This window comes from Nonomuraea sp. NPDC050451 (genome assembly GCF_044458585.1).
Genome location: NZ_JBITHZ010000002.1, coordinates 1,012,949 through 1,034,858, shown reverse-complemented (window position 1 = coordinate 1,034,858; position 21,910 = coordinate 1,012,949). Strand labels below are relative to the sequence as shown.

At 69.4% G+C, this 21,910-nt stretch carries 17 protein-coding genes; 13 read left to right on the top strand and 4 right to left on the bottom strand.

The features are described 5' to 3' along the window. Positions 1-63 precede the first annotated feature (63 nt). Entirely contained in the window at positions 64-267 is a 204-nt protein-coding gene (locus ACIBI9_RS10790; RefSeq protein ID WP_397221739.1) for a DUF4236 domain-containing protein, read from the bottom strand. 51 nt (positions 268-318) lie between these two features. Beyond that, positions 319-1,752 (bottom strand): PLP-dependent aminotransferase family protein, encoded by a 1,434-nt coding sequence (locus tag ACIBI9_RS10785; RefSeq protein ID WP_397221738.1) that lies wholly within the window; start codon positions 1,750-1,752, stop codon positions 319-321. 79 nt (positions 1,753-1,831) lie between these two features. Between ACIBI9_RS10785 and ACIBI9_RS10780 the strand changes: the two genes are divergently transcribed. Further along, positions 1,832-2,581, top strand: a complete 750-nt coding sequence (locus ACIBI9_RS10780; protein WP_397221737.1) for a metallophosphoesterase — start codon at positions 1,832-1,834, stop codon at positions 2,579-2,581. Positions 2,582-2,621: 40 nt separating this feature from the next. On the opposite strand, the gene ACIBI9_RS10775 is transcribed toward ACIBI9_RS10780, so the two are convergent. Next, positions 2,622-6,029 carry an alpha-L-arabinofuranosidase C-terminal domain-containing protein gene (locus ACIBI9_RS10775; protein WP_397221736.1) on the bottom strand — a complete coding sequence of 1,136 codons (3,408 nt, stop codon included), beginning with the start codon at positions 6,027-6,029 and terminating at the stop codon, positions 2,622-2,624. A 347-nt stretch (positions 6,030-6,376) separates the two neighbouring features. Between ACIBI9_RS10775 and ACIBI9_RS10770 the strand changes: the two genes are divergently transcribed. The 11 genes from ACIBI9_RS10770 to araA all read left to right on the top strand — a co-directional run bounded on the left by ACIBI9_RS10770 (position 6,377) and on the right by araA (position 20,270). Beyond that, complete coding sequence (locus ACIBI9_RS10770; RefSeq protein WP_397221735.1) at positions 6,377-7,357, top strand: ABC transporter substrate-binding protein; 981 nt, start codon at positions 6,377-6,379, stop codon at positions 7,355-7,357. A 195-nt stretch (positions 7,358-7,552) separates the two neighbouring features. Next, the gene (locus tag ACIBI9_RS10765; RefSeq protein WP_397221734.1) at positions 7,553-9,064 is read left to right on the top strand and encodes a sugar ABC transporter ATP-binding protein; all 1,512 of its coding nucleotides are present in this window, start codon (positions 7,553-7,555) and stop codon (positions 9,062-9,064) included. Further along, a complete protein-coding gene (locus tag ACIBI9_RS10760; RefSeq protein ID WP_397221733.1) occupies positions 9,061-10,179 on the top strand; it encodes an ABC transporter permease in 1,119 nt (372 codons plus the stop codon). The genes ACIBI9_RS10765 and ACIBI9_RS10760 overlap by 4 nt, the downstream gene beginning before the upstream one ends. After that, on the top strand, positions 10,176-11,168 hold the full coding sequence (gene yjfF, locus ACIBI9_RS10755; RefSeq protein WP_397221731.1) for a galactofuranose ABC transporter, permease protein YjfF: 993 nt from the start codon (positions 10,176-10,178) through the stop codon (positions 11,166-11,168). The genes ACIBI9_RS10760 and yjfF overlap by 4 nt, the downstream gene beginning before the upstream one ends. 193 nt (positions 11,169-11,361) lie before the next feature. Further along, entirely contained in the window at positions 11,362-12,477 is a 1,116-nt protein-coding gene (gene chvE, locus ACIBI9_RS10750; protein ID WP_397221730.1) for a multiple monosaccharide ABC transporter substrate-binding protein, read from the top strand. Positions 12,478-12,537: 60 nt separating this feature from the next. Beyond that, positions 12,538-14,070: a multiple monosaccharide ABC transporter ATP-binding protein gene (gene mmsA, locus ACIBI9_RS10745; RefSeq protein ID WP_397221729.1), complete on the top strand. Its 1,533-nt coding sequence runs from the start codon at positions 12,538-12,540 to the stop codon at positions 14,068-14,070. Then, entirely contained in the window at positions 14,067-15,326 is a 1,260-nt protein-coding gene (mmsB, locus tag ACIBI9_RS10740; protein WP_397221728.1) for a multiple monosaccharide ABC transporter permease, read from the top strand. The genes mmsA and mmsB overlap by 4 nt, the downstream gene beginning before the upstream one ends. A gap of 64 nt (positions 15,327-15,390) precedes the next feature. Beyond that, positions 15,391-16,374 (top strand): LacI family DNA-binding transcriptional regulator, encoded by a 984-nt coding sequence (locus tag ACIBI9_RS10735; protein ID WP_397221843.1) that lies wholly within the window; start codon positions 15,391-15,393, stop codon positions 16,372-16,374. A 58-nt stretch (positions 16,375-16,432) separates the two neighbouring features. Then, positions 16,433-18,163 carry a ribulokinase gene (gene araB / locus ACIBI9_RS10730; RefSeq protein WP_397221842.1) on the top strand — a complete coding sequence of 577 codons (1,731 nt, stop codon included), beginning with the start codon at positions 16,433-16,435 and terminating at the stop codon, positions 18,161-18,163. An 8-nt stretch (positions 18,164-18,171) separates the two neighbouring features. Further along, positions 18,172-18,819, top strand: a complete 648-nt coding sequence (locus ACIBI9_RS10725; RefSeq protein ID WP_397221727.1) for an L-ribulose-5-phosphate 4-epimerase — start codon at positions 18,172-18,174, stop codon at positions 18,817-18,819. Then, a complete protein-coding gene (araA, locus tag ACIBI9_RS10720) occupies positions 18,816-20,270 on the top strand; it encodes an L-arabinose isomerase (RefSeq protein WP_397221726.1) in 1,455 nt (484 codons plus the stop codon). Before ACIBI9_RS10725 ends, araA begins: the two co-directional genes overlap by 4 nt. On the opposite strand, the gene ACIBI9_RS10715 is transcribed toward araA, so the two are convergent. Continuing rightward, the gene (locus tag ACIBI9_RS10715) at positions 20,267-20,611 is read right to left on the bottom strand and encodes a PLD nuclease N-terminal domain-containing protein (protein WP_397221725.1); all 345 of its coding nucleotides are present in this window, start codon (positions 20,609-20,611) and stop codon (positions 20,267-20,269) included. The two genes, araA and ACIBI9_RS10715, sit on opposite strands and share 4 nt — an antisense overlap. A gap of 79 nt (positions 20,612-20,690) precedes the next feature. On the opposite strand from ACIBI9_RS10715, the gene ACIBI9_RS10710 reads away from it, so the two are divergent. Beyond that, entirely contained in the window at positions 20,691-21,899 is a 1,209-nt protein-coding gene (locus ACIBI9_RS10710; protein WP_397221724.1) for an FAD-binding protein, read from the top strand. Positions 21,900-21,910: the final 11 nt, after the last annotated feature.

Below are 21,910 nucleotides of genomic sequence, written 5' to 3'. Positions count from 1 at the left end.
GACGGGCCGGAGGCTTTCCGCCTTCGGCCCGTCTATGTCGAGCGGTCGAGCGACCGCCTTGGGTCAGTAATGTCTGTGGTGGCGCCGGCCGCCGAACGACTTGCCCACATGGAAGCCGCCGGGCAGGTGCACGGAGATGTGGCGGCGGCCGTCGGGAGTGGTCGTGACGTGAAAGCGGCGGTTGCCGAAGCTGTGACCGACGCCGTGACGTGACAGGTTGATCCGGAACGGGCCCACCTTGATGGTCTTCCGGTAGTGCCAGCCCATTTCCCTCCTTCGCCGTTCGTGCGCTCACCTTGACAACGGACGGGGCCGCCGTCAGGTTCCGGCGAGTGCCCGGGCCAGGGCTTCGAGGGCGTGCGGGTAGGCGCGTTCGGACGGGGCGGCGTACCCGATGAGCAGGCCGCCGGGGCCGTCGCCGCGCCAGAGCGGGGAGGCGGCGCGCAGCGCGATGCCCCTGCGCTCGCACTCGGCGAGCAGTTCCCCTTCCGCGGGGCCCGCCTTCGGGAGCAGGAGGAGCGCGCGCAGCCCCGCGGCCACCCCGGGCAGGGCGACGCCGGGCAGCGGCTGGCCGGGCCCGGGGCCGAGCCGGGCGAGCAGCAGCTCGCGGCGGCGGCGGTAGCGCAGGCGGGCGGCGCGGATGTGGCGGTCGTAGTCGTGGGTCTCGATCAGCCTGGCCAGCACGAGCTGGCCGAGCACCTCGGTGTGGGAGTCGGCGTGCAGCTTGGCCTCGGCCACGGGGCCGATCAGGGAAGGCGGCACCGCCATCCAGCCCAGGCGCAGGGCCGGGGCGAGGGACTCGGAGGTGGTGCCGACGTACACGACCCGATCGGGGGCGGTCCCCTGGAACGCGCCGACCGGCTGCCGGTCGTAGCGGAACTCCCCGTCGTAGTCGTCCTCCACGACGAGCCCGCCCCACTCGCGCAGCGTGCGGCGGCGGACGGGGTGCAGGGGCACGCCCATGGGGTACTGGTGCGCGGGCGTGACGACGGCCGCCGCGACGGCGCCGGTGAGCGTGTCCACCTGCGCGCCCAGCCCGTCCACGGGCAGCGGTACGGTCTCGCGCCCGGCACGGCGCAGCACCTCGCGGTAGAAGTCGTGCCCCGGCTCCTCCGTGGCGATCGGGCCGTCGATCACCTGGACGATCAGGTTGAGCGCCTGGACGAACCCCGTCGTGACCACGATCAGGTCCGGCGTGGTGACCACCCCGCGCGTCCTGCCGAGGTAGTCGGCCAGCGCCGCCCGCAGCTCGATCCGGCCGCGCGGGTCGCACGGGCCGAAGACCTCGGCGGGCGCGGTGGAGAGCACGTGCCGGGTGGCCCGCAACCAGGCCCGCGCCGGAAACGCCGACACGTCGGGCTGCCCCGGCCGCAGGTCATGGAGCGGCGCGGGAGAGGGCCCGGACGGCAGCCGCAGGTCGTGGCCCGGTGCCGGGGAGGGCTCGGACGGCGGCCCCGGATGGGACGGCGGGGGCGGCGTGGTGGGGGACACGTCGGCGACCTCGGTGGCGGAGCCCGGGCGGGTGGCCAGGTAGCCCTCGGCGACGAGCTGGTCGTAGGCCACGCTCACCGTGCCGCGCGACAGCCCCAGCTGCGCCGCCAGCGACCGCGTCGAAGGCAGCCGCGTGCCGCGCGGCAGCCGCCCGTCCCGGACCGCCTGCCGCAGCGCCTCCTCCAGCCCGCGCCGCCGCCCGCCGCCGGTGGAGACCTCCAGATGCAGGTCCACCCCGAAACCGGCCCAATCTTTCCGCACAAAACCGGATCTTACGTGTGGTCCGGTACCCGGGCCTACGGTAGGTGAGCAGGCAGAACCCGGAAGGACGACGTAAAACATGATCGTGATCGCTCACCTGAGCGACATCCACATCGGCGCGACGCCCGAGAGCGTCGACCGCGCCACCTCCGTCATGCGCTACCTCGACGCGCTCCCCGCCGACCTCGACGCCGTGCTCGTCACCGGCGACATCGCCGACCACGGGCTCCCCGAGGAGTACGAGGAGGCGCGCAAGCTGCTCTCCTCACGCCACCCCGTCCTGGTCGGCCCGGGCAACCACGACGTGCGGGAGCAGTTCAGGCGCGTCCTGCTGGGCGACCTGAGCGGCGGCGCGGGCCCGATCAACCAGGTCCTGCGCACGGACAGAGCCGTCTACGCCATGTGCGACTCCTCCATCCCCGGCGAAGACGCGGGCCACCTGGACGACGAGACGCTCGCCTGGCTGGACGACGTGCTCGCGGGCGCGGACCGGCCGGTGTTCGTGGCCTTCCACCACCCGCCGGCCCTGCTGCACAGCGCGGTGGCCGACGGCATCAGGCTGCACCGGTCCGAACCCCTGGAAGAGCTGCTCGGGCGCCATCCGGACGTGCCCGCCGTGCTGGTCGGCCACGCCCACACGGGCGCCGCCACCACCTTCGCCGGCCGCCCGCTGCTGGCCGCCCCCGGAGTCGTGTCCACGCTGAAGCTGCCGTGGGAGGGCGGCACGACGTTCGCCAACTGCGCCGACTACGACCTCCCGCCGGCGATCGCGTTTCACGTGCTCGACGACACGGGCCGGATGACCACGCACTACCGGGTCGTCGCGTAGCCGCGGGGCGGGCCTCCGGGAGGAGGCCCGCCCCGCGCCGTCATCGCTCGGTCAGCCGTACGAACGTCACCGAGTGCGCGGGGAAGTCGTAGGTGAAGGCCGAGGAGAAGCCGTGCACCTGCCGCTCCACCGGCGCCACCCGCTCCGGCTCGGAGAGCGAGTTCGTGTCGGACGGCGAGCCCGTCAGCGTGGTCACCGTGGCGACCGGCCGGAACCGCGCCGGGCCGAGGTCCACGCTGCTGCGCACGGACGTGTCCTGCACGTTGACGACCTTGAGCGTCACGGACTTCCCGTCCCTGGACACCACCTGGTAGAGCGGCTCCACGACGGCGTTGTCCACGAAGTCGTTGATCTTCTGCCCGTCCAGCCAGGTCGTGATCCGCCGCCCGCTCACCTGGATCTTGATCTGGTAGTCGCGGCCGGTCTCGATCGTGGTGGCGGAGGTGGCGATCGAGGACTTGGCGCCGTTGGCGGCCTTCTCGACGGCGGACTGGGTGTTGCCCCAGCCGCCGAGGTTCCACCAGTAGAAGTTGCCGGTGTCCTTGACCCCGAACATGATCAGGAAGCCCTCGGCGCCGGCGGTCTTCCTGGCGGTGACCTCCATCGTGTAGTTCGACCAGCCGGCCGAGCCCGCCGTGGACCTGGCGTCCGTCACCTGGGCGGTCTGCGCGTAGGCGCCGTCCTGCACGGCCCAGGTCCCCAGGCCCGGGGTCCACTTGCCGGCCCCGGCCGAGAAGTCGTCCGCCAGCAGCGTGGTCCCATCCGCTGCGGTGACCTTCACGTCGTCGTAGCGGACGGCGGTGTTCCACGCGCCGAGCCCCACCGCGCCGCCGATGTCCTCGACCGGCCTGCCCTCGCCCGCGAAGGTGCTGGGCAGCACCCGGTCGCCGACGTTGGTGGAGAACAGCCGCTGCACGTAGTAGTTCGGCGAGCCGTAGGCCTGGTCGTTGTCGAACCAGATGAGGTCCGGCGTCCAGTCCACGTAGTCCACGTTGGCCAGCAGCGGCGCGTACGAGGCCAGCCGCACGACGTCGGAGTTGCGCTCCAGGCCCGTCATGTACGACGCCTCCGCCAGCGCGTTGTGGAATGCGTTGCCGCGCGAGGCGTACTCGCCGACGAACACCTTCGGCCCGGTGCGGTCATAGGTGTCGTAGCGGTGGTTGTTGGTCAGGAACCACTCCGGGCTGTTGTAGTAGTGCTCGTCGACGAGGTCCGCCTTCTGGTCGCGGGCGAACTGCCACATCCGGTCGAACCAGGCGCCCTGCGACGTCTGCCCCGAGTTGCTGATGATCTTGATGTCCGGGTACTTGGCCCTGATGGCGTCCGAGAACTTCGGGTAGTTCGCGAAGAACTCGGGGTAGATCTCCTCGTTCCCCAGCCCGATGTACTCCAGCCCGAACGGCCTCGGATGCCCGAGCTGGGCCCGCTTCCTGCCCCACTCCGAGGTGACCGGCCCGTTGGCGAACTCGATCAGGTCGAGCGTGTCCTGCACCCACCGGGCCAGCTTGGCCTCGTCGGTCAGCGGCCGGTTCTCGCCGCACCCGTTCACGCCCACCGACAGCACCGGCAGCGCCCGCGCCCCGATGTCCTCGGCGAACTGGAAGTACTCGTAGTAGCCGATGCCGTAGGACTGGTTGTAGCCCCAGAAGTTGAAGTTGGTCGGCCGCTCCTCGACCGGGCCGATCGTCTCCTTCCACTGGTAGATGCGCCGCCGGTCCTGGTTGTCCGAGTACGGGTCGTACGTGCCGACGTTCGTCACGCACCCGCCGGGGAAGCGCAGGAACCTGGGCTTCAGGTCGGCGATCATCCTGGCCAGGTCGGTCCGCATGCCGTGCCCCTTGAACGTGTCGCGCGGGAACAGCGACACCATGTCCAGGTCGGTCCGGCCGCCCGGCGCCAGCACCACCAGCCGGCCCGCGTCCGTCGTCCCCGAGGCCGTGAACGACGCGGTGTACTTCGCCCAGCCGCCCGCCTTCACCCGCAGCGTGGCCGTGCCGAGGACGGTGGAGCCGCTCTCCACCGAGACCGTCAGCGGCCCCGCCGCGTCACGCCTGGCCCAGAGCGACACGTCGTACCGCTTGCCCTGCTTCACCGGGATGCCGCGGTTGAACCCGGCGTTGCTCGCGCCCGCGGTGCCGTCGCCGGTCACGTCGAGCCGCAGGTAGTTGCGGTTGTTGGCGTTCAGCGGCTGGTCGGTGCCGATGGCGAGCGTGGCGGTGGCGCCGCGTTCGGCCTTGGACCACGCGGTCAGGCCCGTGTAGGAGCTCTCGTCCACGCTGTTGAACTCGAACGAGCGGTTCTGCACCAGCTCGGCGTAGAGCCCGCCGTCGGCGGCGTGGTTGATGTCCTCGTAGAAGACCCCGTAGAGGTCGGGGCTGACCTTGGTGCCCTTGGCCCCGGCGTCCACGGTCAGCTTGCCCGAGCTGTAGCCCTCGACCCTGAACTTCGTGATCGCCGTCCCCGCGACCAGGACGCCGTCGCCGACGGAGACGCTCTGGCCGCCCGAGGAGAGCACGACCTTGCCGCCGCCCGCGTCCTTGAGCTGGAAGACCGACGCGGTCCCGCCCAGCCGCACCTTCCCGGCGGCGACCCGCAGGAATTCGCCGCTCGCCACGTCCTTCAGCGTCACGCCGTCGCCGGCGGCCGTGGCCGTGAGGGCCAGGCTGGTCATCCCCGCCTTCGCCGACGCCCGCACCACCCCCGACGGGCCGGCCGACAGGTACGGCAGCGAGCCGGAGCGCAGCGTGAACGCCCCGGACGGCACCACCGGCCTGCCCTCGCTCGCCTTGATCGCGATGTAGTCGAACACCGCCGTCATCGACGTGCCGTTCTGCGCCGACAGCGCGAACAGGCCGAGCTGCCTGACGTCCAGCTTCGCGGTCACCTTGGCCGCCTGCACCCAGGCCGAGCCGTCCCAGTACGAGGAGACGAACTCGTCCCCGGTCCTGGCCAGCTTGACGATCTCGCCGGTCGAGCCGGGCCGGGCCGCGAAGTTCGCGTTGAACGAGGCCCCGACCTCGGTGTCCGTCTCGATCACCGGCCCGCCCGCGGACCCGACGTGGGCGAGCCCGGCGCGTACGTAGTTGTCCCAGTCCTGCCAGGCCAGCAGGCCCGCGCTCTGGTAGTCCAGCGCCACCGGGGCGCTCAGCTTGGTGACCACCTCGAAGTCGCCGGCGGGGACGTCCACGAGGAAGAGGTTCCTGGCGGTGTTGGTGCCCTGGTAGGTGTCGCCGGTCAGGCTCTCCACGCGCAGCGCGCCGTCCGACAGCGACCAGCGGGAGCTGTCCGGCGACAACACCGTCCAGTCCTCGCCGAGCGTGGTGCCGTCGAACTGGTCGACCACGGCGCCGTCCGGGATGGGGTCGGCAAGTGAGGCCGCCGAGGCTGTCGGCGGTGGCGCCACCAGCGAGGCGGCCAGGAGCAGGGCGGATAAGGCGATTCGCGTCATGAGTGGGGGCTCCTCAAGGTTGTTAGCGTTAACAAATCAAGTGAGCGTTAACAACGGCGATTCGCGACAAGTTAAGGACTGGCCCCGACCCTCGTCAAGGCCCAGTTCGTGTGATCCGACCGTAATCAGGCGGCCCCTTGACGAGACCGGTTGTTAGCGTTCACAGTCGGGGCGAGCTCACCAAGCACTTCAAGACGCTCGTCAGCATCCTCAGCCCATCGAAAGGTGGGTCTCGGCGACGCACTCGGGGACCAGCGCGGCTGGTGCGTATGCCGTAGCGCAAGGCAGGAAGGCGCCGGCGTCCCGCTCTGGGATGTTAGCGCGAACATCAGAAGGGAATCCCCCACGTGTTTAAGAGGATCTCGGCGCTAGTCCTCGCCGGTCTGACCGCGATGACGATGACCGCGTGCGGCAGCGGTGGCAGCGGCGGCAGCGGCGGTGGCGGTGGCGACTCGATCACCATGGGCTTCTCCCAGGTGGGCGCGGAGAGCGGGTGGCGCACCGCGAACACCAAGTCCGTGCAGGACTCGGCCAAGACCGCGGGCATCACGCTCAAGTTCTCCGACGCCCAGCAGAAGCAGGAGAACCAGATCAAGGCCATCCGCTCCTACATCCAGCAGAAGGTGGACATCATCGCCTTCTCGCCGGTGGTGGAGTCGGGCTGGGACACGGTGCTCAAGGAGGCCAAGGACGCGAAGATCCCGGTCATCCTGACCGACCGCGCCGTGGACTCCAAGGACACGTCGCTCTACAAGACCTTCCTTGGCTCCGACTTCGTCGAAGAGGGCAAGAAGGCCGGCCAGTGGCTGGTGAACGAGTACAAGGACAGCAAGGACCCGGTGAACATCGTCGAGCTGCAGGGCACGACGGGCTCGGCGCCGGCCAACGACCGCAAGTCCGGCTTCCAGGAGGTCATCGGGGCCGACGCCAAGTTCAAGATCATCGCCTCGCAGACCGGCGACTTCACCAGGGCCAAGGGCAAGGAGGTCATGGAGGCCTTCCTGAAGTCGAACCCGGACATCGACGTGCTGTACGCCCACAACGACGACATGGGCCTGGGTGCGATCGAGGCCATCGAGGGCGCGGGCAAGGTGCCCGGCAAGGACATCAAGATCATCACCGTGGACGCCGTCAAGGACGGCATGCAGGCGCTCGCCGACGGGAAGATCAACTACATCGTCGAGTGCTCGCCGCTGCTCGGCCCGCAGCTCATGGACCTGGCCAAGAAGGTCGTCAAGGGTGAGCAGGTGCCGGCCCGCGTGGTGACCGAGGAGACCACGTTCACGCAGGAGCAGGCCAAGCAGGTCCTGTCCTCCCGCCAGTACTGACCCGCCTTCCGGCCGCGCGCCTCCGTACTCCGGTCGAGGTCCCTGGGATGACGAAGGGGCGAAGGCGCCTCCGTGCCCCGGCCGAGGCCGGGGCGCGGGGGCGCGGGGCGCGGCCGTCCTTCTGAACGCCCCAGGGCCCTGGACCGGGGTGCCAGGGAGGCGTAGTGACGAGGCAAGGCCCATATGAGGAGAGACATGGTCACACCCGCGCCGGTCCTGACGATGAGCGGGATCGGCAAGCAGTTCCCTGGCGTGAAGGCCCTGGACGGCGTCGACCTGCGGCTGCTACCGGGCGAGGTGCACGCGCTCATGGGAGAGAACGGCGCGGGCAAGTCCACCCTGATCAAGGTGCTCACCGGCGTCTACCCCGCCGACGCGGGCACCATCGAACTGGGCGGCGCGCCCGTCGCGTTCGGCAGCCCCCTGGAGGCGCAGCAGGCCGGCATCAGCACGGTCTACCAGGAGGTCAACCTCTGCACGAACCTCTCGGTGGCCGAGAACATCTTCATCGGCCGCGAGCCCCGGAAAGGGGGCCGCATCGACTGGAAACGGATGCGCGCCAGGGCCGCCGAGCTGCTGTCCCGGCTGGAGCTGAGCGTGGACGTGTCGGCGCCGCTGTCGACGTACTCGCTGGCCATCCAGCAGATGGTGGCCATCGCGCGGGCGATCGACATCGAGGCGAGGGTGCTCATCCTGGACGAGCCCACCTCCAGCCTGGACGCCGACGAGGTCGAGCAGCTCTTCAGGGTGATGAGGAGGCTGAAGGAGGAGGGCATCGCCATCCTCTTCGTCTCCCACTTCCTCGACCAGATCTACGAGATCTCGGACCGCATGACGATCCTGCGCAATGGCAGGCTCGTCGGTGAATACCTCACCGATCAGCTCCCGCAGGTCGAGCTGGTCGCCAAGATGATCGGCCAGGAGCTGGCCGCGCTGGAGCGGCTGCACGGCGAGGCCAAGGTCTTCGACCGGCCGCTGGTCGAGGCGCGCGAGCTGGGCCGGGCGGGGGCCATCGAGCCGTTCACGCTCACGATCCACGAGGGCGAGGTGGTGGGTCTGGCCGGGCTGCTCGGCTCCGGCCGTACGGAGATCGCCCGGCTGCTGTTCGGCGCCGACCACGCGGGCACGGGCGAGATCGTGATCGGCGGGGCCCCGGCGTCGTTGCGCACGCCCCGCGCGGCCATGAACCACAAGATCGCGTTCTGCTCCGAGAACCGCAAGGCCGACGGCCTCATCCCGGACCTCACCGTGCGCGAGAACATCATCCTCGCCCTCCAGGCCACCAGGGGCTGGACCAGGCCGGTGCCGCGCGAGCAGCAGGACGAGCTGGTCGGCAGGTACATCAAGGCCCTGAAAATCAGCCCGCCCAACCCCGAGCACCTCGTACGCAACCTCAGCGGCGGCAACCAGCAGAAGGTCGTGCTGGCCCGATGGCTCATCCTCGAGCCGCGCCTGCTCATCCTGGACGAGCCCACCCGGGGCATCGACGTCGGGGCGAAGACCGAGATCCAGCGCCTGGTGGCCGAGCTGTCCGACGGCGGCATGGCGGTGCTGTTCATCTCGGCCGAGCTGGAGGAGGTGCTGCGGCTCAGCCACAAGGTGGAGGTGCTGCGCGACCGGCGGCTGGTGGCCGAACTGCCCAACGACGACGAGCTCACGACGGACGTGCTCATGGAAACGATCGCGAGCGGAGGCCGGACCTCATGAGACGGCTGCTCTGGCCGGTGGTGGTCCTCGTACTGCTGCTGGCGCTGAACGTGTTCTTCACGCCCAGCTTCTTCTCGATCCAGGTCAGGGAAGGCCACCTGTACGGGAGCCTGATCGACATCCTGCGCTTCGGCGCCCCCCTGATCCTGGTCTCGCTCGGGATGACGCTGGTCATCGCCACCGGCGGCATCGACCTGTCGGTGGGCTCGGTGGTGGCGATCTCGGGGGCGCTGGCCTGCCTGCAGATCAGCCAGGACGCGAGCGTGTTCACCGCCGTGGCGACGGCGCTCGCGCTCTGCCTGGTGCTGGGGGCCTGGAACGGGTTCCTGGTCGCGGCCGTCGGCATCCAGCCGATCATCGCCACGCTCATCCTCATGGTGGCCGGGCGCGGCCTGGCCCAGCTCATCACCGACGGGCAGATCATCACCGTCAACAGCCCGGCGTACAAGGTGATCGGCGGCGGCTACTGGCTGACCGTGCCGTTCGGCATCATCATCGTGATCGGCGTGCTGGCGATCACGGCGTTCCTCACCCGGCGGCTGGCGCTGGGCATGCTGATCGAGTCCGTCGGCGGCAACGCCGAGGCCAGCAGGCTGGCGGGCATCAGGGCGCGCGGGATCATCATCATGGTGTACGCGTTCGCCGCCCTGTGCGCGGGCGTGGCCGGGCTGATGATCAGCTCGAACGTCTCCAGCGCCGACGGCAACAACGCGGGCCTGTGGATCGAGCTGGACGCCATCCTGGCCGTCGTGATCGGCGGCACGTCGCTGTCCGGCGGCCGGTTCTCGCTCGGCGGCACCGTGCTGGGCGCGCTGATCATCCAGACCCTGACCACGACGATCTACTCGATCGGCGTGCCGCCGGAGACCACGCTGCTGTTCAAGGCGCTGGTCGTGACGGCGGTCTGCCTCATCCAGTCCCCGTCCTTCCGCGAGAAGGCGTTCCGCAGACGCGGCCGGACCGCGCCGCCCAGCCCGGCGGCCGAGGAGAAGGTGCGAGTGCGCGAGGGAGCGCCGCCGCCTGGACTGAGGAGCGGCGAGAGCGTAGCGACCAGAGCGACGAGGGAAGGCGGCGGCTCACCAGCGACCGAGCCGCCTCACGGAGTGAGGCAATGAACACGATGACCACACTCACGATCGGCAGGGCCAGTGTGCCCGCCAAGTACCTGCCGGTCCTGGTGACCGGGTGCCTGTTCCTGGCCATGTTCGTGGTCGGCGGGATCCGCTACGAGGGGTTCGCCAGCGGGCAGGTGATACTCAACGTCTTCATCGACAACGCCTTCCTGCTGGTGGTGGCCGTCGGGATGACGTTCGTGATCCTGACCGGGGGCATCGACCTGTCGGTGGGGTCGGTGGTGGCGCTGTCCACGATGATCTCGGCCAGCCTCATGGCGGGGCCCGGGTGGCCGCCGTACCTGGTGATCCCGCTGGTGCTGGTCATCGGGTCGGGGCTGGGGCTGGTGATGGGGTACATCGTGCACGCCTTCGACATCCAGCCGTTCATCGTGACGCTGGCGGGCATGTTCCTGGCGCGGGGGCTGTGTTACACGATCGGCACGGACTCCATCCCGATCAACGATCCCACCTTCACGGCGTTCGCGCAGGCGAGGATCGACCTGTTCGCCGACATGTGGATATCGCCCAGTGTGATCGTCGCCGTGGTGGTCGTGCTGGTGGCGGCGTACGTGCTGCACTACACCCGCCTCGGCCGCGGGGTGTACGCGACCGGCGGCAGCGAGCAGTCCGCGCTGCTCATGGGGCTGCCCGTGGGCCGGACGAAGATCGCGGTCTACACGATCAGCGGGTTCTGCTCGGCGCTGGGCGGCGTGCTGCTGTCGTTCTACATGCTCTCCGGCTACGGGCTGCACGCCGTGGGCATGGAGCTGGACGCCATCGCGGCGGTCGTCATCGGCGGCACGCTCCTGACCGGCGGCAGCGGCTTCCTGCTGGGCACCGTCCTCGGGGTGCTCGTGCTGGGCCTTATCCAGACGATCATCAGTTTCGAGGGCACGCTGTCCTCTTGGTGGACCAAGATCTTCATCGGAATGTTGCTCTTCGTCTTCATCTTGCTGCAGCGCCTGTTTTCGGCCCGTTCGAGGCGCTGACCTGCGGTGAAAGTTACCCGAAAGTTTCCGGTAGGTTATGCGCGCCCGTTGACATGAGTGTTGTTAGCGATAACAATCGGCGGAAGCGAACGAGAATTAAGTTCTGATTCGTTACTTTCTGTAATCGAATCCCTCGCTCTACCGGCAGCCGCCGCGTCCAGCGCTGCCGCGACCCCCATCGCAAGGAGATGACATGAGGTTGGGACGAATCGGGGGCGTGGTGTCCGTCATCGCCCTCGCCGCGACGATGACGGCCTGCGGATCGAGCACCAAGACCGTCGACGCCCAGGCCTCCGCCTCGGCCTCGGCCGGTAACGGGGGCGCCCTGATCGGCGTCACCATGCCCACGAAGTCGTCGGAGCGCTGGATCCACGACGGCGACAACGTCAAGCAGCAGCTGGAGAAGCTGGGCTACAAGGTCGACCTCCAGTACGCGGAGAACGACATCCCGACGCAGGCCAACCAGATCGAGAACCAGATCACCAAGGGCGCCAAGCTCCTGATCATCGCCTCGATCGACGGCACCGCCATCACCTCCCAGCTCCAGCAGGCCGCCGACAACAAGATCCCGGTCATCGCCTATGACCGTCTGATCCGCAACAGCCCGAACGTCGACTACTACGCCACGTTCGACAACTTCAAGGTCGGCGTGCAGCAGGCGACCTCGCTGCTCAAGGGCCTCGGCGTCGAGGACGGCAAGAAGGGCCCGTTCAACGTCGAGCTGTTCGGCGGATCGCCCGACGACAACAACGCCACGTTCTTCTGGAACGGCGCCATGTCGGTGCTCAAGCCGAAGATCGACGACGGCACCCTGAAGGTCGCGAGCGGCCAGACCGACTTCAAGCAGGCCGCCATCCTGCGGTGGGACCCCGCCACGGCGCAGAAGCGCATGGAGGACATCCTCACCAAGACCTACGGCGGCAAGAAGGTGGACGGCGTGCTGTCGCCGTACGACGGTCTGTCGATCGGCATCCTGTCGGCGCTCAAGAGCTCCGGCTACGGCACCAGCGGCCAGCCCTACCCGATCGTGACCGGCCAGGACGCCGAGCTCGCGTCGGTGAAGTCGATCATTGCCGGTGAGCAGTACTCCACCATCTTCAAGGACACCCGCAAGCTCGCCGAGCAGACCGTGAAGATGGCCGACTCCGTGCTCAAGGGTCAGAAGCCCGAGGTCAACAACGAGAAGGACTACGACAACGGCAACAAGGTCGTCCCGTCGTACCTGCTCGACCCGGTGATCGTCGACAAGAGCAACTACAAGGAAGTCATCATCGGCGGCAACTACTACACCGAGGACCAGCTCAAGTAAGGGCCAGAGCCCCGGGGACCCCCAGGAGTCCCCGGGGCTTCCTCTCTGAGCGAGGGATATATGACCGAGCACATCTTGCGGATGAGCGGGATCACCAAGACGTTCCCCGGCGTCAAGGCGCTGCAGAACGTCAACCTGTCCGTCCGGCGAGGCGAGATCCACGCCATCTGCGGCGAGAACGGCGCCGGCAAGTCGACGCTGATGAAGGTGCTTTCCGGGGTCTACCCGCACGGCGAGTACGAGGGCGAGATCAGCTTCGAGGGCAGGACGGTCGAGTTCGGCGGCATCCGCGACAGCGAGCACGCCGGCATCGTCATCATCCACCAGGAGCTGGCGCTCAGCCCGCAGCTGTCGATCGCCGAGAACATCTTCCTCGGCAACGAGCGCGCCAAGCGCGGCTTCATCGACTGGAACCGCACCAACTACGAGGCCGGCGAGCTGATGAAGCGGGTCGGCCTGCGAGAGAACCCGACGACGCCGATCTCCGACATCGGCGTGGGCAAGCAGCAGCTCGTCGAGATCGCCAAGGCGCTCTCGAAAGAGGTGAAGCTGCTCATCCTCGACGAGCCGACCGCCGCGCTCAACGACGACGACTCGGCCCACCTGCTCGACCTGCTGCGCGGCCTGCGGGACGAGGGCATCACCTGCGTGATCATCTCCCACAAGCTGAACGAGGTCACCGCCATCGCCGACTCCGTCACGATCATCCGTGACGGGCAGACGATCGAGACCCTCGACATGGCCACCGACCACGTCACCGAGGACCGCATCATCTCCGGCATGGTCGGCCGCGCGCTCGACAACCGCTTCCCGCCGCACGAGCCGACCATCGGCGACGAGGTGCTGCGCATCGAGGACTGGACGGTCTACAGCCCCAGCCAGCCCGGCCGGAAGGTGGTCGACGGCGCCGCCCTCACGCTGCGCCGGGGGGAGATCGTCGGCCTCGCGGGGCTGATGGGCGCCGGGCGCACCGAGCTGGCGATGAGCGTGTTCGGGCGCGCGTACGGGGTGCACATCTCCGGCAAGATCTTCAAGGACGGCAAGCCGATCGAGATCCGCAACGTGCAGGACGCGATCAGGCACGGCATCGCCTACGCCACCGAGGACCGCAAGAGGTACGGACTCAACCTCATCGAGGACATCAAGCGCAACATCTCGGCGGCCGGGCTCACCGGGCTGTCCAAGCGCGGCTGGGTCAACGAGAACGAGGAGTACAAGGTCGCCGAGCAGTTCCACAAGAGCATGAACATCAAGGCGCCCAGCGTCAACAGCGTCGTCGGCAAGCTGAGCGGCGGCAACCAGCAGAAGGTCGTGCTCTCCAAGTGGATCCTGACCGAGCCTGACGTGCTCATCCTCGACGAGCCCACCAGAGGCATCGACGTCGGTGCCAAGTACGAGATCTACACGATCATCAACCGGCTGGCCGACCAGGGCAAGGCCGTGCTCGTGATCTCCTCCGAGCTGCCCGAGCTGCTCGGTCTGTGCGACCGCATCTACACCCTCTCCGAGGGCCGCATCACCGGCGAGGTGCCGCGCCAGGAGGCCACCCAGGAACACCTCATGTACCTGATGACCAAGGGACAGGAAAAATGAGTAGCATCACGCCCACCGACGTGGAGGTCGGCGCCAAGGGCGACGGAGGAGCTCCACGGCAGCCGGGCAGGGTGTCGTTCGGCGGAGTGTCGCTCAACCTGCGATCCAGCGGTATCTACATCGCCTTCGCGCTGATCGTCGTGCTGTTCTCGGTGCTGACCGACGGCGCGATGCTCACGCCGCAGAACATCTCCAACATCATCGTCCAGAACTCCTACGTCCTGATCCTCGCGATCGGCATGATCCTGATCATCATCGCCGGGCACATCGACCTGTCGGTCGGCTCGGTGGTGGCGGTCACGGGAGCGCTGGCGGCCGTGCTCATGGTGAACATGGGCTGGCCCTGGCCGCTCGCCCTGCTGGTCACGCTGGTGGCCGGGGCGCTCATCGGGGCCTGGCAGGGCTACTGGATCGCGTACTTCGGCATCCCGGCGTTCATCGTGACGCTGGCCGGCATGCTGCTGTTCAGGGCGCTGACCCTGACCGTGCTGGGCAACCAGGGCATCGGCCCGTTCCCCGACCAGGTCCGCACGCTGGCCAACGGCTTCACCAACGGCTACCTCGGCAACATCGGCCTCGGCCCGCTCGGCGGCGCCGACCTGTTCAGCCTCCTGATCGGCATCGTGGCCATCGCCGGCATGGCGACCTCCCAGTGGCGCACCCGCAACGCGCGCCGCGGCTACGGGCAGGCCGTGGAGCCGATGGCGCTGTTCGTGCTGAAGCTGGCGGCCGGGGCCGCGCTGATCCTCTTCCTGGTCGTGCAGCTCGCCCGCTTCAAGAACCTCCCGTGGGTGCTGGTGCTGCTGGCGGTGCTCGTGCTCGGCTACTCGCTGATGGCCAACCGCACGGTCTTCGGCCGGCAGATCTACGCCATCGGCGGCAACCTCCAGGCGGCCGTGATGTCCGGCGTGAAGGTCAAGTCGGTGGTCTTCTGGATCTTCGTCAACATGGGCGTGCTGTCGGCCATCGCCGGCATCATCTTCGCCGGCCGGCTCAACCAGGCGGGCCCCACCGCCGGTAACAGCTTCGAGCTGGACGCCATCGCCGCGGCCTTCATCGGCGGCGCGGCCGTCCAGGGCGGCGTCGGCAAGGTGGTCGGCGCCATCACCGGCGGTCTGATCATGGCGGTCATCAACAACGGCATGTCCCTGATCGGCTCCCCCAGCGAGCGGGTCATGCTCGTCAAGGGGGCGGTCCTTCTGGCTGCCGTCGCGTTCGACGTGTGGACCAAGCGTAGGGCGGGTGCTTCCCGTTAGCTAAGATCCCCTGAGCCCAGCGAAAGGAGAGACCGTGACGACCCCCAAGCGCCGCCTGCCGGTCATGGCCGATGTGGCCAAGGAAGCGGGCGTGTCGCACCAGACGGTCTCCCGGGTGCTCAACGACCACCCGAACGTCCGGGCGGACACTCGCGCCCGGGTGGAGGAGGCGATCACCCGGCTGGGCTACCGGCGCAACCTGGTCGCCCGCGCCCTGGTCACCAAGCGGTCGAGGACGCTCGGCGTGGTGAGCTTCGACACCACGCTGTACGGCCCGGCCAGCACGATCTACGGCATCGAGCAGGCGGCCAGGACCGCAGGCTACTTCGTGAGCATCGTCAGCCTGAAGTCGATCGACGCGGCGAGCGTGCGCGACGCCATCGACTACCTCGCCGAGCAGGGCGTGGACGGGGTCGTGGTGGTCGCGCCGCAGCGCTCCGCCGGGCGCGCCCTGGAGAACCTGCCGACCGGCATGCCGGCGGTCGCGGTCGAGGGCACCCACAGCGCCGACGTGTCGGTGGTCTGCATCGACCAGGTGCAAGGCGCCAGGCTCGCCACCCGCCACCTTCTGGAGCTGGGCCACGAGACCGTCTGGCACGTCAGCGGCGCTCCTGACTGGCTGGAGACCGAGGGCCGGATCGAGGGCTGGCGCGCGGCCCTGGAGGAGGCGGGCCGGCCGGTGCCCGAGCCGCTGGCCGGCGACTGGAGCCCGCGCGCCGGTTACGAGGCCGGCAAGAGCCTGGCGGCGATGGAGGGCGTCACGGCCGTGTTCGCCGGCAACGACCAGATGGCGCTCGGCGTGCTGCGCGCGCTCAGCGAGGCGGGCGTGCGGGTGCCCGACCAGATCAGCGTGGTGGGCTTCGACGACATCCCCGAGTCGGAGTTCTTCTCGCCGCCGCTCACCACGGTCAGGCAGGACTTCGACGTGGTGGGCAGGCACTGCATCGAGGTGCTGCTGCGCCAGATCGACTCCGGGCCCACCGCGTACGAGCGCTTGGTCGTCCCTCCTAGCTTCGTCGTGAGGTCGAGCACCTCGGCTCGGCGGTAGATGATGTGCATGCCACAGAAAAAATCCCCTGGAGTGCAATGTGAACGCTAACAGTTACGTGGTCGGAGTCGACTTCGGCACGCTCTCGGGGCGTGCCGTCGTCGTCCGCGTGAGCGACGGCGCCGAGCTGGGCAGCGCCGTCCACGAGTACGCCCACCGCGTCATCGAGCACAGCCTGCCGGGATCCGACGAGAGGCTGGGCCCCGACTGGGCGCTTCAGTCGCCGCAGGACTGGATCGACGTGCTGAAGATCGCCGTACCCCAGGCGATCGCCGCCGCGGGCGTCGCGCCCGAGCAGATCATCGGCATCGGCACCGACTTCACCGCCTGCACCGTGCTGCCCACGACGGCGGACGGCACGCCGCTGTGCTTCGAGACCCCCTCCGAGCCGCACGCGTGGCCGAAGCTGTGGAAGCACCACGCCGCGCAGTCGCACGCCGACCGGATCAACGAGCTGGCCGCGCGCCGGGGGGAGAGCTGGCTGCCGCGCTACGGGGGCAAGATCTCCTCGGAGTGGGAGTTCGCCAAGGGCCTGCAGGTCCTGGAGGAGGCCCCCGAGGTGTACGCCAGGGCCGAGCGCTGGATCGAGGCCGCCGACTGGATCATCTGGCAGCTCACCGGCGTCGAGAGCCGCAACATCTGCACTGTGGGTTACAAGGGGATCTTCCAGGACGGCTCCTACCCGTCCGAGGAGTTCCTCGCCGAGCTCAACCCCGGCTTCGCCGGCTTCGTGAGCAAGCTCGCCACCGGCAGTGTTGGCGATAGGGTCGACGGCACCACGCTGGCCCCGCTCGGCGGCCTCGCCGGGCGCCTGACCGCGCAGGCCGCGGAGTGGACCGGCCTGCCCGAGGGCGCGGCCGTCGCCGTCGGCAACGTGGACGCGCACGTCACCTCGGCCGCCGCCGACGCCGTCAGGCCCGGCCAGATGGTGGCCATCATGGGCACCTCCACCTGCCACATCATGCCCAGCGACCAGCTCGCCGAGGTGCCCGGCATGTGCGGCGTCGTACGCGACGGCATCGTGCCCGGCCTCTGGGGCTACGAGGCCGGCCAGTCCGCGGTCGGCGACATCTTCGCCTGGTTCGTGGACAACTTCGGGGGCGACCTCGACCACGAGAGCCTGACCGCGCTGGCCGAGAAGCAGGCGGTCGGCGAACACGGCCTGGTCGCGCTCGACTGGTTCGGCGGCAACCGCTCGGTGCTCGTGGACCACAACCTCTCCGGGGTGATCATCGGCCAGACCCTGGCCACCAAGCCCGAGGACGTCTACCGGGCGCTTATCGAGTCCACCGCGTTCGGCGCCCGGATGATCGTGGAGACGTTCGAGAAGTCGGGCGTGCCGGTCGAGGAGTTCGTGGTCGCCGGCGGCCTGCTGAAGAACCGCTTCCTCATGCAGGTCTACGCCGACGTGCTGCGCCGCCCGCTGTCGGTCATCGGCTCCGACCAGGGCCCCGCGCTCGGCTCGGCCATCCACGCGGCCGTCGCCGCCGGCGCCTACCCGGGCATCCAGGAGGCCGCCGCGGCCATGGGCAAGCGCACCGAGGCCGCGTACGTGCCCGACGAGGCCAGCGCCGACGCCTACGACCGGCTCTACGCCGAGTACCGCAGGCTCCACGACTTCTTCGGAGACGGAAAGACGCTGCACACCCTCCGCGCGATCAGGAACGAGGCCCGCGAGGGAGCGCCGCCGCCTGGACTGAGGAGCGGCGGGAGCGAAGCGACCATAGCGACGAGGGAAGGCGGCGGCTCCGGAGCGACCGAGCCCGCCTCCGCGAAGTGGAGGCCATGAACATGAGCATGAGGAAGATCGTCGCTGACCTGCACGCGGAGCTGGTCCGCTACAACCTGGTCGTCTGGACCGCGGGCAACGTCTCGGGCCGGGTCCCGGGCGAGGACCTGTTCGTCATCAAGCCGTCCGGGGTCTCGTACGACGAGCTGACGCCGGAGAACATGGTCGTGTGCGACCTCGACGGCAACCTCGTGGAGGGCGAGCACTCGCCGTCCAGCGACACCGCCGCGCACGCGTACGTCTACCGCAACATGCCCGACGTCGGCGGCGTCGTGCACACGCACTCCACCTACGCCTCCGCCTGGGCGGCGCGCGGTGAGGCCATCCCCTGCGTGCTGACCGCGATGGCCGACGAGTTCGGCGGCGAGATCCCCCTCGGCCCGTTCGCGCTGATCGGCGACGACTCGATCGGCCAGGGCATCGTCGAGACGCTCAAGGGCCACCGCTCCAAGGCCGTCCTCATGCAGAACCACGGCGTGTTCAGCATCGGCAAGGATTCGAAGGCGGCTGTGAAGGCCGCCGTCATGTGCGAGGACGTGGCCCGCACCGTCCACGTGGCCAGGCAGCTCGGCGAGCCGCTGCCGATCCCGCAGGACGACATCGACCGCCTGTACGACCGCTATCAGAACGTCTACGGACAGAGGAGCCCGCGTTGAAGATCTGGTTTCTGACCGGCAGCCAGGGGCTGTACGGCGAGGACACGCTGCGCCAGGTGGCCGAGCAGTCTCAGCGGATCGCCGAGCAGCTGCCCATGCCCGTCGAGTGGAAGCCCGTGCTCACCGACGCGGCGGCGATCAGGCGCGTGATGCTGGAGGCCAACGCCGACGACTCGTGCGCCGGCGTGATCGCGTGGATGCACACGTTCTCCCCGGCCAAGATGTGGATCGCGGGGCTCGACGCGCTGCGCAAGCCGCTGCTGCACCTGCACACGCAGGCCAACGTGGAGCTCCCGTGGAGCACCATCGACATGGACTTCATGAACCTCAACCAGGCCGCGCACGGCGACCGCGAGTTCGGGTTCGTGCAGACGCGGCTGGGCGTGCCGCGCAAGACCGTGGCCGGGCACGTCAGCGACCCGTCCGTGGGCGAGCGCATCCTGACCTGGGTGCGGGCCGCCAAGGGCTTGGCCGAGGTGCGCACGCTGAAGCTGGCGCGCTTCGGCGACAACATGCGCGACGTGGCGGTCACCGAGGGCGACAAGGTCGAGGCGCAGCTCCGCTTCGGCGTCTCGGTCAACACGTACGGCGTGAACGACCTGGTGGAGGCCGTGGACGCGGCCTCGGACGCGGACGTGACCGCGCTGGTCAAGGAGTACGCCGAGCAGTACAAGGTCGCCCCCGAGCTGCTCGGCGAGCGCAGCGAGTCGCTGCGGTACGCCGCCAGGATCGAGCTGGGCCTGCGCGGCTTCCTGGAGGCGGGCGGCTTCAAGGCGTTCACCACGAACTTCGAGGACCTCGGCGGCCTGCGCCAGCTCCCCGGCCTGGCCGTGCAGCGGCTCATGGCCGACGGGTACGGCTTCGGCGGCGAGGGCGACTGGAAGACCTCGGTCCTGCTGCGCACCCTGAAGTCCATGGCGCCCGGCGGCACCTCGTTCATGGAGGACTACACCTACGACATGTCGCCCGGCCAGGAGCTCATCCTGGGCGCGCACATGCTGGAGGTCTGCCCCTCGATCGCCTCCGGCACGCCGTCGTGCGAGATCCACCCGCTGGGCATCGGCAACCGGGAGGACCCGGTCCGGCTCGTGTTCGATGCCGAGCCCGGCCCCGGCATCGTGGTGGGCCTGGCCGACATGGGTGACCGGTTCCGGCTGGTGGCCAACGAGATCGACCTCGTGGCCCCGCCCCAGCCGCTGCCCAAGCTGCCGGTCGCCCGCGCGGTCTGGACCCCCCGCCCCAACCTGCGTACGTCCACGGAGTCGTGGCTCACGGCCGGCGCGCCGCACCACACGGTGCTCTCCACGGTCGTCGGCCGCGCGGAGCTGACCGACCTGGCCGACATGCTCGGCGTGGAGCTGCTGATCATCGACGCCGACACGACGACCGAGCAGTTCGCCAAGGAGATCCGCTGGAACCAGGCGTACTACCGCCTGGCCCAGGGCTTCTAGTCCTCGGGCGGTTTCTTGGGGGCGTTCCTGCGCTGCTCCTCGGCGCGTTCGCGGCAGCGGCGCAGGAACTCCTCGTCGTCGTCCGGGTTGACGGCGGCGAAGCGGCCCGGGCGGTCGTACTCGGGGAACGCGCTCGGCCGCGTGACCGCCTGCGACCGCTCCGGCCGGCCCGCCACCAGCCAGGCGATGGAGCCGATCAGCGGGAACAGCACGACGATGACCACCCAGACGATCTTCGGCAGGTTTCTGCAGAGCACGTCGGGCGTGGTGATCGCGTCGAAGAGGCAGTAGAGCCAGAGCACAAGCGTGACAAGGCCGATGGCCTCGGACAAGTAGAGCACGGCACACCTCCGTCAGCGGCTCACGAAGCTAGCGGCACCCGGGCGGGGCTGACAAGGTGGTTTGTGGGAAGGTAATGCCGTGACGCTGACCAATTGGGCGGGAAATACCGCATTTCGGGCGCAAGATGTCCATCACCCGACCTCGCTCGACGAGCTCCAGCGGCTCGTCTCGGCCGGCTCCCGCGTGCGGGCGCTGGGGAGCGGCCACTCGTTCAACGACGTCGCGGACACCGACGGCGACCTCGTCGTGCTCGACCGGATGCCGGACGCGGTGGAGATCGACAGCGCGGCGGCCACGGTGCGGGTGCCCGCGCGCATGACGTACGCGAGGCTCGCGCCGCAGGTGCACCGGGCCGGGTTCGCGCTGGCGAACATGGCCTCGCTGCCGCACATCTCCGTGGCCGGCTCGGTCGCGACCGGCACGCACGGCTCCGGCGACGCCATCCCCGGCCTGGCCTCGGCCGTGGCCTCGCTCGACCTCGTCACCGCCGACGGCTCCATGCTCACCCTCTCCCGCGGGGACGCCGACTTCCCCGGCGCGGTGGTGGCCCTCGGCGCGCTCGGCATCGTCACCTCGCTGACCCTCGACCTGGTGCCGGCCTTCGAGGTGCGCCAGTACGTACGCGAGGGCCTGACCGTGGGCGCCCTCGCCGACTTCGACCAGATCATGTCCGGCGCCTACAGCGTCAGCCTCTTCACCGACTGGCGCGACACCCGCGTCTGGCTGAAGAGCACCGAGGAGCTGACCGACGCCGACTGGTACGGCACCACCCCGGCCGACGGCCCCCGCCACCCCCTGCCCGCGATGTCGGCGGAGAACTGCACGATCCAGCTCGGCGTGCCCGGCCCGTGGTACGAGCGGCTGCCGCACTTCCGGCCGGACGCAGAGCCGAGCGGCGCGGGCAACGAGCTGCAGTCGGAGCTCATCCTGCCCAGGGAGCACGCGGTCAAGGCGCTGCGCGAGCTGTTCGCGATCGGCGACCGGATCCGGCCCGTCCTGCAGATCTCGGAGGTGCGCTCGATCGCGCCCGACGACCTGTGGCTGAGCCCCTTCCGCGGTCGCGACAGCGTCGGCATCCACTTCACCTGGATCAGGGACGTGGCCGCGGTGCTGCCGGTGCTGGAGCTGGTGGAGGAGACGCTGGCGCCGTTCGCGCCGAGGCCGCACTGGGGCAAGCTGTTCACCCGCCGGCCCGCGTGCCCCGACGAGTTCCGCTCGCTGGTGGGGCGGCTCGACCCCGAGGGCAAGTTCGCCAACGACTTCACGCGGATACTGCTGCAGGAGTAGCACTCTCGTGC